General features: G+C 71.5%; 10 protein-coding genes. 5 read left to right on the top strand and 5 right to left on the bottom strand.

Going from position 1 to position 15731, the window contains the following annotated elements; translation table 11 throughout:
* Positions 1-592: 592 nt before the first annotated feature.
* The 4 genes from DDQ41_RS18610 to DDQ41_RS18595 all read left to right on the top strand — a co-directional run bounded on the left by DDQ41_RS18610 (position 593) and on the right by DDQ41_RS18595 (position 6869).
* Complete coding sequence (locus DDQ41_RS18610) at positions 593-2539, top strand: 2-oxoacid:acceptor oxidoreductase subunit alpha (RefSeq protein WP_109295504.1); 1947 nt, start codon at positions 593-595, stop codon at positions 2537-2539.
* Entirely contained in the window at positions 2532-3593 is a 1062-nt protein-coding gene (locus DDQ41_RS18605) for a 2-oxoacid:ferredoxin oxidoreductase subunit beta (protein ID WP_109295503.1), read from the top strand. Before DDQ41_RS18610 ends, DDQ41_RS18605 begins: the two co-directional genes overlap by 8 nt.
* A gap of 405 nt (positions 3594-3998) precedes the next feature.
* Entirely contained in the window at positions 3999-5003 is a 1005-nt protein-coding gene (gene rarD, locus DDQ41_RS18600) for an EamA family transporter RarD (protein WP_109295502.1), read from the top strand.
* A 504-nt stretch (positions 5004-5507) separates the two neighbouring features.
* A complete protein-coding gene (locus DDQ41_RS18595) occupies positions 5508-6869 on the top strand; it encodes a M28 family metallopeptidase (RefSeq protein WP_109295501.1) in 1362 nt (453 codons plus the stop codon).
* Between the two features lie 365 nt (positions 6870-7234).
* Here DDQ41_RS18595 and DDQ41_RS18590 read toward each other — a convergent pair whose 3' ends face one another.
* Both DDQ41_RS18590 and DDQ41_RS18585 read right to left on the bottom strand, forming a co-directional pair.
* Positions 7235-8542 (bottom strand): LolA family protein, encoded by a 1308-nt coding sequence (locus tag DDQ41_RS18590; protein ID WP_109295500.1) that lies wholly within the window; start codon positions 8540-8542, stop codon positions 7235-7237.
* 295 nt (positions 8543-8837) lie between these two features.
* Complete coding sequence (locus tag DDQ41_RS18585; protein ID WP_109295499.1) at positions 8838-9848, bottom strand: polyprenyl synthetase family protein; 1011 nt, start codon at positions 9846-9848, stop codon at positions 8838-8840.
* 810 nt (positions 9849-10658) lie between these two features.
* Here DDQ41_RS18585 and fahA point away from each other — a divergent pair.
* Entirely contained in the window at positions 10659-11888 is a 1230-nt protein-coding gene (gene fahA / locus DDQ41_RS18575; RefSeq protein WP_109295497.1) for a fumarylacetoacetase, read from the top strand.
* Positions 11889-12143: 255 nt separating this feature from the next.
* On the opposite strand, the gene DDQ41_RS31715 is transcribed toward fahA, so the two are convergent.
* The 3 genes from DDQ41_RS31715 to DDQ41_RS18565 all read right to left on the bottom strand — a co-directional run bounded on the left by DDQ41_RS31715 (position 12144) and on the right by DDQ41_RS18565 (position 15728).
* Positions 12144-12293 (bottom strand): hypothetical protein, encoded by a 150-nt coding sequence (locus DDQ41_RS31715; RefSeq protein WP_167450266.1) that lies wholly within the window; start codon positions 12291-12293, stop codon positions 12144-12146.
* Positions 12294-12480: 187 nt separating this feature from the next.
* Complete coding sequence (nuoN, locus tag DDQ41_RS18570; protein ID WP_109295496.1) at positions 12481-14133, bottom strand: NADH-quinone oxidoreductase subunit NuoN; 1653 nt, start codon at positions 14131-14133, stop codon at positions 12481-12483.
* The gene (locus DDQ41_RS18565; RefSeq protein WP_109295495.1) at positions 14130-15728 is read right to left on the bottom strand and encodes an NADH-quinone oxidoreductase subunit M; all 1599 of its coding nucleotides are present in this window, start codon (positions 15726-15728) and stop codon (positions 14130-14132) included. The genes nuoN and DDQ41_RS18565 overlap by 4 nt, the downstream gene beginning before the upstream one ends.
* Positions 15729-15731 lie beyond the last annotated feature (3 nt).

The raw sequence follows: 15731 nt of genomic DNA, 5'->3' as shown, positions 1-15731 counted from the left end.
AGGGACGCCGGAGGGGGACGCATGCGCGCCGATCAGGGCCGACGGGGTATCCGGCCGCTCGGGACGGCCTTCCGGGCGTCGTCGCCGTCGACCTGCGGATGCCCCGGCCCGTCCCGACGGGGCCGTGCACGCGGCCGTCCGCTCGCGCCGCCACCGCCCGGGCCCCGGCACCCAGGCGTGATCGCCCGGCGGCCCGCAGTGAGCGGCGGTGCCGCGGAGAAGCCCCGGGCGGCGTCTCCCGCGGCTCCGGACCGACTCTCGGTGACGGGAGCGGGGACAGGGGCGGGTGCGGGAGCGGGGACAGGGACGGGAGCGGGTGCGGGGGCGGTCGGCGTGTGTCGGCCGTGCCCACCTGTCCGGAACCATCGCTACCTGACACCCTGTCAGTTAGATGCGATCGATCACCGGGAACCTTCCCGGCGAACAGACCGGGGGGCGAACGGAACATGGCAAACCAGGACACGGCGGTATCTCAGATCGACGTCCGACATGTGAGCGGTCCCCGGAAGGCCGTGCTCACGGACGTAGGGTTGACCATGGAGCGACCGGTACGCCGGCCGCGAACCAGCCGCCTCGAGGGAGGTCCAGTTCAGTGACCAGCCAGGTCAGCAGCCCAGCAGAGCACGCGGACGAGGCAGACGGGGCCGGGGAGTCCCTCGTCGGGGGGCAGCGACGGCCTCCCGGCGAGAAGGAAGTACGCCAACTGGACCGGGTGATCATCCGCTTTGCGGGTGATTCCGGTGACGGTATGCAGCTGACGGGTGACCGCTTCACCTCGGAGACGGCTTCGTACGGGAACGACCTGTCGACCCTGCCCAACTTCCCCGCCGAGATCCGGGCGCCCGCCGGCACCCTGCCGGGCGTGTCCAGCTTCCAGGTGCACTTCGCCGACCACGACATCCTCACCCCCGGCGACGCCCCCCATGTGCTGGTGGCGATGAACCCGGCCGCACTGAAGGCCAACATCGCCGACGTACCGCGCGGCGGCGAGATCATCGTCAACACCGACGAGTTCGCCAAGCGCGCCATGACCAAGGTCGGCTACGAGACCTCCCCGCTGGAGGACGGCTCGCTGGACGGCTACAGCGTGCACCCCGTCCCCCTGACCACACTCACGATCGAGGCGCTCAAGGAGTTCGGGCTCTCCCGCAAGGAGGCCGAGCGCTCCAAGAACATGTTCGCGCTGGGCCTGCTGTCGTGGATGTACCACCGGCCCACCGAGGGCACCGAGAAGTTCCTGAGAGCCAAGTTCGCGAAGAAGCCGGAGATCGCCGAGGCGAATGTCGCGGCGTTCCGGGCCGGCTGGAACTTCGGGGAGACCACCGAGGACTTCGCCGTCTCCTACGAGGTGGCCCCGGCCGGCACCGCGTTCCCTCCCGGCACGTATCGCAACATCTCGGGCAACCTGGCGCTGTCCTACGGGCTGATCGCCGCGTCCCGGCAGGCCGACCTGCCGCTGTACCTCGGCTCCTACCCGATCACCCCGGCATCGGACATCCTGCACGAGCTGTCCCGCCACAAGAACTTCGGCGTGCGCACCTTCCAGGCCGAGGACGAGATCGCCGGTATCGGCGCGGCGCTCGGTGCCGCGTTCGGCGGCTCGCTGGCCGTGACCACCACGTCCGGCCCCGGCGTGGCCCTGAAGTCGGAGACCATCGGCCTGGCGGTGTCTCTGGAACTGCCGCTGCTCGTCGTCGACATCCAGCGCGGCGGGCCCTCGACCGGCCTGCCGACCAAGACCGAGCAGGCCGACCTGCTCCAGGCCATGTACGGCCGCAACGGCGAGGCACCGGTGCCGGTCGTCGCCCCGCGCACCCCGGCGGACTGCTTCGACGCGGCGCTTGACGCGGCCCGGATCGCGCTGACGTACCGCACCCCGGTGCTCCTGCTGTCCGACGGGTACCTCGCCAACGGCTCCGAGCCGTGGCGGATCCCGGACGTCGACGAGCTGCCGGATCTCCGGACCCGGTTCGCCACGGGCCCGAACCACACGCTCGAGGACGGCACCGAGGTGTTCTGGCCCTACAAGCGCGACCCGCGGACACTGGCCCGCCCCTGGGCCGTGCCCGGCACGCCGGGTCTGGAGCACCGGGTCGGCGGCATCGAGAAGCAGGACGGCACCGGGAACATCTCGTACGACCCGGCGAACCATGACTTCATGGTCCGCACCCGCCAGGCCAAGATCGACGGCATCGAGGTCCCGGACCTGGAGGTCGACGACCCCGACGGCGCGAGGACGCTGGTCCTCGGCTGGGGTTCCACATACGGGCCGATCACCGCCGCGGTCCGCCGCATCCGCCGTGAGGGCGGCGCCATCGCCCAGGCCCATCTGAGGCATCTCAACCCGTTCCCGAGGAATCTCGGGGAGGCTCTCGGACGTTACGACAGGGTAGTGGTGCCGGAGATGAACCTGGGCCAGCTCGCCACCCTGATCCGGGCGAGGTTCCTCGTCGACGCACAGCCGTACAACCAGGTCAACGGAATGCCGTTCAAGGCCGAGCAGCTCGCGGCGGCTCTCAAGGAGGCCATCGATGACTGAGACAGCGTCCGTACTGCTGTCCCTGGTTCCCAAGGCCGAGGCCAAGCAGTCCATGAAGGACTTCAAGTCGGACCAGGAGGTCCGCTGGTGCCCGGGCTGCGGTGACTACGCGATCCTCGCCGCCGTGCAGGGCTTCATGCCCGAGCTCGGCCTGGCGAGGGAGAACATCGTCTTCGTCTCCGGCATCGGCTGCTCCTCCCGCTTCCCGTACTACATGAACACCTACGGGATGCACTCGATCCACGGCCGCGCCCCCGCGATCGCGACCGGGCTCGCCTCCTCCCGGCGTGACCTGAGCGTGTGGGTCGTCACGGGTGACGGCGACGCGCTGTCCATCGGCGGCAACCACCTCATCCACGCCCTGCGGCGCAACGTCAACCTCAAGATCCTGCTGTTCAACAACCGGATCTACGGTCTGACGAAGGGGCAGTACTCCCCCACCTCCGAACTCGGCAAGATCACCAAGTCGACGCCGATGGGCTCGCTGGACGCGCCCTTCAACCCGGTGTCGCTGGCGCTGGGCGCCGAGGCGTCGTTCGTCGCCCGCACGATCGACTCCGACCGGAGGCACCTCACCGAGGTGCTGCGCGCGGCGGCGGACCATCCGGGCACGGCCCTGGTGGAGATCTACCAGAACTGCAACATCTTCAACGACAACGCCTTCGAGGCGCTCAAGGACAAGGATCAGGCCGAGGAGGCGGTGATCCGGCTGGAGCACGGGCAGCCGATCCGGTTCGGCCCCGGCGGCTCGAAGGGCGTGGTGCGGGACCCGGCGACCGGCGATCTCACGGTCGTCACGGTCTCCGCGGAGAACGAGTCCCGGATCCTCGTCCACGACGCCCACAGCGCCAGTCCGACGACCGCGTTCGCGCTGTCCCGGCTGGCCGACCCTGACACGCTGCACCAGACGCCCATCGGGGTGTTCCGCAGCGTCGAGCGCCCCGTGTACGACACCCTGATGGCCGATCAGCTCGATGCGGCGATCGAGCAGAACGGCAAGGGCGACCTGGGCGCGCTGCTCACGGGCAACGACACCTGGACCGTCGTCGGCTGACGCCTGTCGCCCCCGGACACCCGGCACCCCTGTCGAACACCGGCCCGGACCCCCGCTCAGGAGGTCCGGGCCCCCTCCTGTCCGGCCCGTCCAGTCCGGCCCCTCATGCCCGACCCGCACGATCCATCCGTCCAATCCGGTCTGGTCCGTCCTGTCCGCCCTGTCTGTCCCGTCCGTCCTGCCCGCGTCTACCGCCCCGACCGCCCCGGCCGGCCCGTCCGGCCGTCCCGCCCGGGAAAGGCCACCGCGACCGGGGAGACCGACGCGGTGGAGAAGTCCGTCGCGGTACTCCCGACCCCCACCGGCGGCTCCGTCATGACCGTATGGCGATACGAACATGACACCGCGCCCTGCCCGGCGCTACCTTCGACCGGGACAGGGCGGCACGGCGCGGCAGGAGATTCGGTGAAGGCGGACAACGAGCAGCGCATGGGCCTGCTGTACGGGATGGGTGCCTACGGGATGTGGGGCCTGGTCCCGCTCTTCTGGCCGCTGCTGAAGCCGGCCGACGCCGTCGAGATCCTCGCCCATCGCATGGTGTGGTCCCTCGCGGTCGTCGGGATCGCCCTGCTGGCGCTGCGCCGCTGGGGATGGCTCCGCCCCCTGCTGCGCGACCGGCGCCGGCTCGGCCTGATCGCCGTCGCCGCCACAGTGATAACGGTGAACTGGGGTGTCTACATCTGGGCGGTGAACGCGGGCCAGGTGGTGGCGGCGTCGCTCGGCTACTTCATCAACCCCCTGGTCACCATAGCGATGGGCGTGCTGCTGCTGAAGGAGAGGCTGCGGCCCGCACAGTGGACGGCCGTCGGCATCGGCTTCGCCGCGGTGCTGGTGCTCACGGTCGGGTACGGCCGGCCGCCGTGGATCTCGCTGGTCCTGGCCTTCACGTTCGCGGTCTACGGGCTGATCAAGAAGAAGACCAACATCGGCGGCCTCGAATCACTGGCGGCCGAGACGGCGGTGCAGTTCCTGCCGGCCCTCGCCTATCTGCTGTGGCTGGGCTCCCGGGGTGCGGCCGACTTCGGCGCGCACGGAGCCGGGCACGCCGCCCTGCTCGCCGCCACCGGGATCGTCACCGCGGTGCCGCTGATCTGCTTCGGCGCGGCCGCGATCCGGGTACCTCTCTCGACGCTGGGGCTGCTCCAGTACCTGGCACCGGTGTTCCAGTTCCTGCTGGGTGTCCTCTACTTCCACGAGGCCATGCCAGCCGAGCGGTGGGCCGGGTTCTCGCTGGTGTGGCTGGCGCTGACCATCCTCACCTGGGATGCGCTGCGCAACGCCCGGCGCGTCCGGGCGGAGGCGGCGCGGCTCGCGGCCGAGGCCCGCGCCGCGGCAGCCGCGGACTCGCCGCCCGAGGCACCGGCGGCCCCGGAGACGGCTCCCGGGCGGCGTCCGGAGCCCGCGGCCTGACGACATCCCGACCCTCCGGGAACAACCCCGCGCCCGGGGAAGTACGGCCCACGACACCGTCCTTGCCGGCGGAGCCGGCGGATCCGGGGAGCCGGCGGATCCGGGGAATCGGCGGATCCGGGGAGCCAGCGGATCCGGGGAATCGGCGGATCCGGGGAATCGGGGCGATCGACGGCTTGAGAGCATCTGGGCATCGGGGACTCGACGGCTTGAGGGCATCCGGGGCATCGAGGAAAGCCGGTGGTCCTCCCGGCGAAGGCTCGCGTGGCCTCCCGGCCCGGCGTGGGACGGATCCCGCCCCCAGCACCGTGCGGGGGCGGCTGATCCACGATGTCCGCCTATCGAACCCGACTGACCGGTTTCCGCCCTTGACGGTCAGTCACCCTCTCGCTGAACATTCAGCACACAGCCGCACCGCGCACAGCTCCAGCACCCTGCGACGCCGTCGTCGCAGGGGGTCTCGCACGTTCCGTCCTGTCCCCGTACGGAATCCGGAGCCCCCACATGAGTCACTCCGCGCACAGACGTACCGCCGCCGCCGCTGTTCTCGCCCTCGCCGGACTGCTCACCGCGGCGGTTCCGGCGACCGCGGCGCCCGGTGGCCCCCCGGCCTCCGCCTCCGCATCCGTCTCCGGGGCAGCCGCCGCCACCTCCACGGCAGCGCTCGCCGCGCCGGACATCCCGCTCGCCAACGTCAAGGCCCATCTGTCCGAGCTCCAGTCCATAGCCGGCGCCAACGGCGGCAACCGCGCCCACGGCAGGCCGGGCTACAAGGCCTCGCTCGACTATCTGAAGGCCAAACTGGACGCGGCCGGCTTCACCACCACCGTGCAGCAGTTCACCTCCTCCGGCTCCACCGGCTACAACCTGATCGCCGACTGGCCGGGCGGCGACCCCGACCAGGTGCTGATGGCCGGCGGCCATCTCGACTCCGTGAGTTCGGGACCGGGCATCAACGACAACGGCTCAGGGTCGGCCGGCGTGCTGGAGACCGCCCTGGCCGTCTCCCGTGCCCAGTTGCAGCCCGCAAAGCATCTGCGGTTCGCCTGGTGGGGCGCGGAGGAGCTGGGACTCGTCGGCTCCCGCTACTACGTCGGCAACCTCTCCTCCACGGACCGTTCGAAGATCTCCGGCTATCTGAACTTCGACATGATCGGCTCACCGAACCCCGGCTACTTCGTCTACGACGACGACCCGGTGATGGAGCAGACCTTCAAGGACTTCTACGCCGGAATCGGCGTGCCGACCGAGATCGAGACCGAGGGCGACGGCCGTTCGGACCACGCCTCGTTCAAGAACGCCGGGATAGCGGTGGGTGGTCTGTTCACGGGCGCCGGCCGTACCAAGTCGACTGCGCAGGCACAGAAGTGGGGCGGGACGGCCGGCCAGGCCTTCGACCGCTGCTACCACTCGTCCTGCGACACCACGTCGAACATCAACGACACGGCGCTCGACCGCAACAGCGACGCCATGGCGTACGCCGTCTGGACCCTGTCCGCCGGGTCGACCGTGCCGCCCGGCGACGTCTACGAGACCACCGAGGACGTCGCCATCCCGGACAACGGTGCCGCGGTGACCTCGCCCGTCACCGTGTCGGGACGCACGGGCAACGCGCCGGCCGCCCTCAAGGTGGGCGTGGACATCAAGCACACCTGGCGCGGCGACCTCGTGGTCGACCTGCTCGCGCCGGACGGCACCGCGTACCGGCTGAAGGACTCCAGCGGCAGCGACTCCGCCGACAACGTCATCACGACGTACACCGTGAACGCCTCCGGCGAGACGGCCGACGGCACCTGGCAGCTCAGGGTGCAGGACGTGGCCCGCTATGACACCGGCTACATCGACAGCTGGCGGCTCACCTTCTGAACCGCCGGCTCCGGACCCACCCCCCACGGGCCGCATGCGCACGCGACACCGTGTGCGCATGCGGTCATTCCCGGACCGGCCCACGCCGGCCGAGCCGCCCGGACCCCACAGGGCCATCCCGCCACGCACCGCCCCGACGCCACCACGCCATCCCGCCACGCACCGCCCGACGCCACCGCACCTTCAGGCCGGGACGTCCCTCAAGCCCTCAAGGCGCACCGCGCCCTCGCCGCCGATCCGAACCGCACGTCCCGATGGCGGCGACACCGGTCGTCCGCCCCCTCGTGAGCCTTCCGGCCTCTGCGTGTGCCGGGGCAGGAACAGGGGTGCGGGAAACGGTGGACCCGCCCCGCACCCCGGCCGTCCTACTTCGCCGCGTTCGCAGCCCCGACGAGGGCATCCTGCGTGACCGCGCCCACGTACACCTTGCCGTCGTCGGTCATCAGCGCGTTGACCAGGCGGGTCTTGAAGACCGTGCCGGTGCCGAAGTCGCCCTTCACCCGGTCGCCGAAGGAGTCCAGCAGCTTCCGGGCCTCGGGCGGGGCGTCGCCCGGCTTGGGGGCTGTGGTGCCGGCGCCGCCAGGGGCCTTGATCTCGGCGATGGCCGTCCAGCCCTCGCCGATGACGTTCACCGCCTGACCGCCCTCCCCGACGGGACCCAGGCCCCCGACGCCCTCCAGACCCTCCAGACCCTCGATACCCTTCAGGCCCTTCAGACCCGCCAGGTCCTCGGCGTGCCGGGCCGCCCCCTTCTCCGGGCCGCCGAGTTCGTCCGCCTCGGTCACCTTCGCACCCTTCGGCGGGGTGAAGTCGAAGGTCGACGCGGGCGGCCGGGAGAAGTCGACCTTGGTGAAGCCCGCATCGACGACGGCCTTTCCGCCACCGCTCGGCAGCAGGGTGAACTTCAGCGGCACACCGTTCTCGGCGTCCACCGCGATCCTGACGGAGCCTACGGTCGAGCCGCTCTGCCTCGGCTTCACAAGCAGCTGATAGGCGTCGCGGCCGGCGATCCTGGCCGTGCCGTCGACGGTCACCGAGGTGGTGTCGCCCGCGGCCTTCAGCACCTCTTCGGCGAGTTCCTGCGGGGTGGTGGACGGCTCCTGCGGGGCCGGGCGCTCCCGCTCTGCGGCCGCCCCGGCGTCCTCGGCGTCCTCGGCGTCCTCCGCGTGGTAGACCTCGCCGGACTCGCTGTCGTAGGCCCAGACGTCGTCGCCGTTGCGGATGACGCTGTACTCCGCTGCGTCGTCGAGGATCGACAGCTTCTGCCGGTCGGGACCGTCGACCGCGACCCGCAGCGTGTGGGTGCCGGACGCCAGCTCCATCAGCCTGGCGTCGGGCGCGGCGGACGAGCCGCCCTTCCCCGCGCCGGGCACGAGGCCGTCCGCGGCGTCACCGGCCAGCCCGGCGAGCGACGGGAGGCCCAGGTCGGTGCTGATCCTGACCGTGCCGGACAGCTGCTCCGCGTCCGACGCGGCGATCTTCGCGATGAGTTCCTCCGCCGTGACGTCCGGCAGATCGGGGTCACCGGACGCGGCGAGCGCCGGGACGAGCCCGATGGTCGCCGCGGCGATCCCCGCCACCGCGACCGGGACCGCGTACCGCGCCGCCTTCCGGCGGACGACGCTGCCCTCCCCTGTCTCGTCGGTGGTCCGTACGGTGTCCTTCGGTGCCATGGTGTGCCCTACCTCCGTGATCGGCGGCGTCATCCGTCCAGTGCACAAGTCCACCCCGCGCCGCCATTCTCACCCGTTTCGGTCGTTTCGGTGAGGAGTGGTTGCCGTCCATCTGACCAAATCGCGCAGACGAACGCGTCAGCCCCCGGGATCAACTCCGCGTACTGCTGCGGTATGACACGGGGGCCGGTTCGGGCACCGTTCCAGTAGGGGTAGGGCGGTCGGCGCGTCGGCCCGCGCGGTGACAGCGCCGCCCGGCGGCAGGCGGCAGGCGGCACGTCCGGGGGCCGGCGCGTCAGCCCGCGCGGTGGACCACCGCGTCGCACAGCTCCTCCAGCGCGGCCCTCGCGATGCACTCGGGGAGCGCCTCCAGCATCGCGCGGGCCTCCTGCGCGGCCCGCACCGTGTCGCGCCTGGCCTGCGCCAGGGCGGAATGGACCCGCAGCCTCGCCAGCGCCTCGGCGTGCCGGGCGTCGTCCGTCAGATCACCGGAGAGCAGCTCGACCAGCTCCAGGTCCTCTCGCCGGCCGTGTGCGTCCGCCTGCTCCCGCAGCCGCAGTACCGGGAGGGTGGCGATTCCCTCGCGCAGATCGGTGCCGGGGGTCTTGCCGGACTCGTGGGAGTCGGACGCGATGTCGAGCACGTCGTCGGCGAGCTGGAAGGCGACGCCGAGCCGCTCGCCGTACTGGGTGAGGACGTCGGTGGTCCGCTCGTCGGCGCCCGACATCATCGCCCCGAAACGGCAGGAGACGGCGACGAGCGACCCCGTCTTGCCGCGCAGTACGTCCAGGTAGTGCTCGACCGGGTCCCGGCCGTCGCGCGGTCCGGCCGTCTCCAGGATCTGGCCGGTCACCAGGCGTTCGAACGCCTCGGCCTGGATGCGGACGGCCTCGGGGCCGAGGTCGGCCAGGATGTGCGAGGCCCGGGCGAAGAGGAAGTCGCCGGTGAGGACGGCAAGGGAGTTCCCCCAGCGCGCGTTGGCGCTGGGCACCCCGCGGCGCACCTCGGCCTCGTCCATCACGTCGTCGTGGTAGAGCGTCGCCAGGTGGGTCAGCTCGACGACGACCGCCGAGGGCACCACTCCCGGGGCGTCGGGGTCCCCGAACTGGGCGGCCAGCATCACCAGGAGCGGCCGGAACCGCTTCCCGCCGGCTCGTACGAGGTGCTGCGCCGCCTCCGTGATGAAGGGAACCCCGCTCTTGGTGGCGTTGAGAAGCCCCGACTCCACGGCCGCCAACCCGGCCTGGACATCGGCCTCAAGAGCCTGGTCCCGCACGCTCAGCCCGAACGGCCCGACGACGGTCACGAGAGGTACTCCTGTCTGCTGACGATCACACGGATTGTCGATGTGTCGCTGCCACCACTCAAGTCAGCGTATCCGGTCGCCTTTCGATCACCATGGGCGCCTTCCCGCCACCCCCGGTATGTTCTTGATCAGCTGATAAGACTGGACATGGAAGCCTTGTCCGGAATCTCGATCATGCCCGCGGGGACGGGTTCACATGGGCCCGCGGAGCGCTGCGGCCTCCCCTTCCCGCGGGCGGGCGCGGCCCCCGGAACAGTGTGCCGAGCCCGCCGGGACCGCCGTCGGGAAGACCGGCGCCGGCTACCCGTACGGGACCCGCAGGGTCGGCGTCAGGATCCCGGAACGCGACTCCCCGGAGGGGGCACGGGCCTGCCGTACGGCCCTGCTGCCGGGTCAAGCCGCCGGGTCCGACCGACGGGTCAGGCCGCCGGGTCAGGCGCCCGGTCACCGGCGAGCCCGTGCCGGCCCTGCCCGAGTACCCGCCCTGCCGGCCGAACGACGGGACCGCGCCATCGGGGACACGGCGGTCGAGACGCACTCGCGAGAGGCACTCGGACGCCGGACGCCGGACGTCAGTCGTCAGTCGTCAGTCGCGACGGGGAGCACTCCCCCACCACCGGCGAGGCGTTGTGCCGGCACGGCCGCGAGGCGGTCCTCCACGACGCCCGGCAGGGACGGATCCCCCGGAGCGCTGACTGACCGGAGCACGGGCCGGGCGGCCCCGTGCCGGGTGTCCGGGCGGGCCCTGACGCCGGCTGCACACTCCACGTAACGTGTCCTCCACACCCGTGGAAAGCGAGGCAAGCACCGATGCCCGAGCAGAGCCCGCTCGATCTGGCCGAGGGCGATCCCTTCGGCCCGCACAACCTCCCGTACGGCGTCTTCACCACGGCGGACGAGCCGGACCGGCGCCGGCTCGGGGTCCGGATCGGCGGCCATGTGCTCGACGCCGGAGCCGCGGCGCAGGCCCTCGGCTCCCCTTACGCGGCGCTGCTCGCGCAGCCCGGTCTGGGCGCGCTGCTCGCGGCCGGCCGTACCGCCTGGCGGGACGTGCGCCGGGCGCTCACGGCCTGGGTGACGGTGCCGGCCCACCGCCGTGACATCGAGCCGCTGCTCCACCCGCTGGGCTCGGTGACCCTCCACCTCCCCTACGACGTGGCCGACTACGTCGACTTCTACGCCAGCGAGCACCACGCCACCAACGTGGGGCGCATCTTCCGCCCGGACGGCGAGCCGCTCACACCCAACTGGAAGCACCTGCCGATCGGTTACCACGGCCGCTCGGGAACCGTCGTCGTGTCCGGTACGGAGGTCGTCCGCCCCTCCGGGCAGCGCAAGGCCCCGGGCGACGCGGCCCCCGTCTTCGGCCCGTCGGCCAAGCTGGACATCGAGGCGGAGGTCGGCTTCGTCGTCGGCACCCCGTCGGAACTCGGCCGGCCCGTCCCGCTGAACGGTTTCCGCGACCACGTCTTCGGGCTGCAGTTGCTGAACGACTGGTCCGCTCGCGACATCCAGGCCTGGGAGTACGTGCCGCTCGGCCCGTTCCTCGGCAAGTCGTTCGCCACGTCCGTGGCTGCCTGGGTCACCCCGCTGGAGGCCCTGGACGCGGCCCGGGTCTCCCCGCCCACCCGGGACTTCGGCCTCCTGCCGTACCTCGACGACTCGGGCGACGAGGAGCCCGGCGGCTTCGACCTGCGTATCTCCGTCGCCGTCAACGGGGAGATCGTGTCCGAGCCGCCCTTCGCAACCATGTACTGGACCGCGGCCCAGCAGCTGGCCCATATGACCGTCAACGGCGCCTCGCTTCGCACCGGGGACCTCTACGGGTCCGGCACGGTCAGCGGTCCCGGCGTGCACCAGCGCGGCTCGCTGCTCGAACTCACCTGGAACGGCCGTGAGCCGCTCGAGCTGCCGTACGGGAAGCGGACGTTCCTCGAGGACGGGGACGAGGTGACCGTCACCGCGTGGGCGCCCGGCCCGGACGGCGTCAGGGTCGGCCTCGGCGAGGTCACCGGCCGGATCGCGCCTGCCGCCGGATGACGGCGGGGCTCTTCCGCGCAGGCCCGTGAGTGGCGGCGGGGCTCTTCCGCGCAGGCCCGGCGGTGGTGGCGGGCACCCGAAGCCGCCGGGGCCCCTCCCGTGCCTCCGGCGCGGTCCGCGGAGAGCGGGCGGGGCACGGGCGGGCCCTCCCCCCGGCGTGATGGGTGCTCCACCGTGTCGGGCGGCGCCGCGGAACCGCCGGCGCCGGGTGTCCCGACCCGGTTCGGACCCGGTCCCGACCCGGTTCGGACCCGGTCAGGCCATGTCGTCCGCGATGCGCTCGCCCTCGGCCTGGGAAGGCGTGGTCCGGTCGACGTCGGGGTGCTGCTCCTCGGTCGACTCCCGGTCCTCTCCCTCGGCCTGCGAGGGCGTGGTGTACTCGGGCTCCTGGTACTGGTCGATCATGACGTTCCTCCTCGACCGACGGTCTCGCCCTATGACCGAGCGTAGTCGCTTCCGGGCCGGCCGGCCGCGCGGGCCTGCGCAGCGCGAGGGCCCGGCGCCCTCCGGGGGATGCCGGTGCCGGCAGCATCCCCTCCGGAGGGCAGCGGGCCCTCGGGTCGTGCGGGAGAGACCCCCCGCGGACCGCCGCCTACCGCACGAACACGCTCGCCTGGCCCGCCAGATCCAGGAAGTACTGGGGCGCCACCCCGAGCACCAGTGTGACCGCGACGCCGACCGCGATCGTCGTCATCGTCAGCGGTGACGGGACGGCGACCGTCGGGCCCTCCGGCCGCGGCTCGCTGAAGAACATCAGCACGATCACCCGGATGTAGAAGAACGCGGCGATCGCGGAGGAGATCACACCGATCACGACCAGCGCTCCGGCGCCTCCCTCCGCGGCCGCCCGGAACACGGCGAACTTCCCGGAGAAGCCCGATGTCAGCGGGATCCCGGCGAAGGCCAGCAGGAAGACCGCGAAGACCGCCGCCACCAGCGGCGACCGCCTGCCGAGACCGGCCCACTTGGACAGGTGGGTGGCCTCGCCGCCCGCGTCGCGCACCAGCGTGACCACGGCGAACGCGCCGATGGTGACGAAGGAGTAGGCGAGCAGGTAGAAGAGCACCGACGAGATGCCTTCCGGAGTCGCCGCGATGACACCGGCGAGGATGAAGCCGGCGTGCGCGATCGAGGAGTACGCCAGCAGCCGCTTGATGTCGGTCTGGGTGATGGCGACGATCGCCCCTCCCAGCATGGTGACGATGGCGATCGCCCACATGACCGGCCGCCAGTCCCAGCTCAGCCCGGGCAGCACCACGTAGAGCAGCCGGAGCAGCGCGCCGAAGGCCGCGACCTTGGTGGCCGCCGCCATGAACCCGGTGACCGGGGTGGGCGCGCCCTGGTAGACGTCCGGGGTCCACATGTGGAACGGCACCGCGCCGACCTTGAAGAGCAGACCCATGAGGATCATGGCTCCGCCGATCAGCAGCAGGACGTCGTTGCCCATGGTGGCGGCGAGCGCCGGGTCGATGGTCTGGACGGTGCCGTCGACCACGTCGGCGATGCGCGCGTACGCGACGGAGCCCGCGTAGCCGTACAGCAGGGCGATGCCGAAGAGGAAGAAGGCGGAGGAGAAGGCGCCGAGGAGGAAGTACTTCACCGCGGCCTCCTGCGACATCAGCCGCTTGCGGCGGGCCAGTGCGCACAGCAGGTAGAGCGGGAGGGAGAGGACCTCCAGGGCGATGAACAGCGTCAGCAGGTCGTTCGCGGCGGGGAAGACGAGCATGCCCGCCACTGCGAAGAGGGCCAGCGGGAACACCTCGGTGGTGGTGAACCCGGCCTTGACCGCGGCCTTCTCGCTGTCGCTGCCCGGTACGGAGGCGGCCTGCGCGGCGAAGGAGTCGACGCGCCTGCCGTCCGCCGAGGGGTCGAGCCGCCGCTCGGCGAAGGTGAAGACCGCGACCAGCGCTGCCAGCAGGATCGTGCCCTGCAGGAACAGGGCGGGGCCGTCGACCGCGATGGCGCCCATCGCCGCGATGCCCGCCCTGGTCGTGCCGTAGCCCCCGGCGGCCAGGCCGAGCACCGCGGCGAACGCGGCGGTCAGCGCGACGACGGCGAGGAACATCTGTGTGTGGTAGCGGCCCCTGCGCGGGACGAGGGCCTCGGCCAGCACACCGAGGATCGCCGCCCCGAACACGATCAGCATGGGCGCGAGCTGTGCGTACTCGATGTGCGGGGCCTGGATCCTGTCAAGCGGCTGAGCCGCCGCCGTGGTCCACAGGCCGTGGACAGCTGTCGTGCTCACTTGGCCGCCTCCACCTCGGGCCGGGGGTCCTTCTGCTGGACGTCGGACATGGTGTGCTCGACGGCCGGGTTGACGATGTCCGTCAGCGGTTTCGGATAGACGCCGAGGAAGATCAGCAGTGCGATGAGCGGGGTGACCACCACGAGTTCGCGCAGCCGCAGATCGGGCAGGGTCCGCACCTCCTCCTTCACCGGTCCGGTCATCGTCCGCTGGTACAGCACCAGCGTGTAGAGCGCGGCGAGCACGATGCCGAGGGTCGCGATGACGCCGACCACCGGATAGCGCGCGAACGTCCCGACGAGTACCAGGAACTCGCTGACGAACGGCGCGAGTCCCGGAAGCGACAGGGTCGCCAGGCCGCCGATCAGGAAGGTGCCGGCGAGAACCGGCGCGACCTTCTGCACTCCGCCGTAGTCGGCGATGAGCCGGGAACCGCGCCGCGAGATCAGGAAACCGGCCACCAGCATCAGCGCGGCCGTCGAGATCCCGTGGTTGACCATGTAGAGCGTGGACCCCGACTGGCCCTGGGTGGTCATCGCGAAGATGCCCATGACGATGAAGCCGAAGTGGGAGATCGACGCATAGGCGACCAGGCGTTTGATGTCGCGCTGGCCGACGGCGAGCAGGGCACCGTAGATGATGCTGACCAGGGCCAGGGCCAGGATCACCGGAGTCGCCCACTCGGATGCCTCGGGGAACAGCCCGAGGCAGAAGCGCAGCATGGCGAACGTGCCGACCTTGTCGACCACCGCCGTGATCAGCACGGCGACCGGGGCGGTCGACTCGCCCATCGCGTTGGGGAGCCAGGTGTGCAGCGGCCACAGCGGCGCCTTCACCGCGAAGGCGAAGAAGAAGCCGAGGAACAGCAGCCGCTCGGTGTCGGTCGCCATCTCCAGGGTGCCGTCGGCGCGGGCCGCGGCGATCTCCGTGAGCGAGAAGTTCCCCGCGACCACGTAGAGCCCGATGACCGCGGCCAGCATGATGAGGCCGCCGGCCAGGTTGTAGAGGAGGAACTTCACCGCGGCGTAGGAGCGCTGGGCCGCCGCGTGCTCGTCGCTGCCGGTGTGGGCGCGGTCCCCGAAGCCCCCGATGAGGAAGTACATCGGGATGAGCATGGCCTCGAAGAGGATGTAGAAGAGGAAGACGTCGGTGGCCTCGAAGGAGAGGATCACCATCGCCTCGACCGACAGGATCAGGGCGAAGAAGCCCTGGGTCGGCCGCCACCGGTAGTTCTTCGTCTCGGCTGGGGTGTCCCCGCCGGGGACGGGGGAGGGGTCGGCGTCGTGCCAGCCGGCCAGGATGATGAACGGGATCAGTACGGCGGTCAGGGCGATCAGCGCCACCGCGATGCCGTCCACGCCCAGTTCGTAGCGGACCCCGAAGTCCGCGATCCAGGAGTGGGATTCGGTGAGCTGGTAGCGCTCGCCTCCGGGCTCGAACCGGACGGCGATCACCGCCGCGAGCACCAGCGTGCCCAGGGAGACCAGCAGGGCCAGCCACTTGGCGGCGGTGCGCCGGCCGGCGGGGACGGCGGCGGTGGCGATCGCGCCGAGTGCCGGGAGCGCCGCCGCCGCGGTGAGGAGCGGGAAGGACATGTC

Origin of the sequence: Streptomyces spongiicola (assembly GCF_003122365.1) — a bacterium.
GTDB lineage: Bacteria > Actinomycetota > Actinomycetes > Streptomycetales > Streptomycetaceae > Streptomyces > Streptomyces spongiicola.
This window is presented reverse-complemented; position numbering and strand designations above follow the sequence as displayed.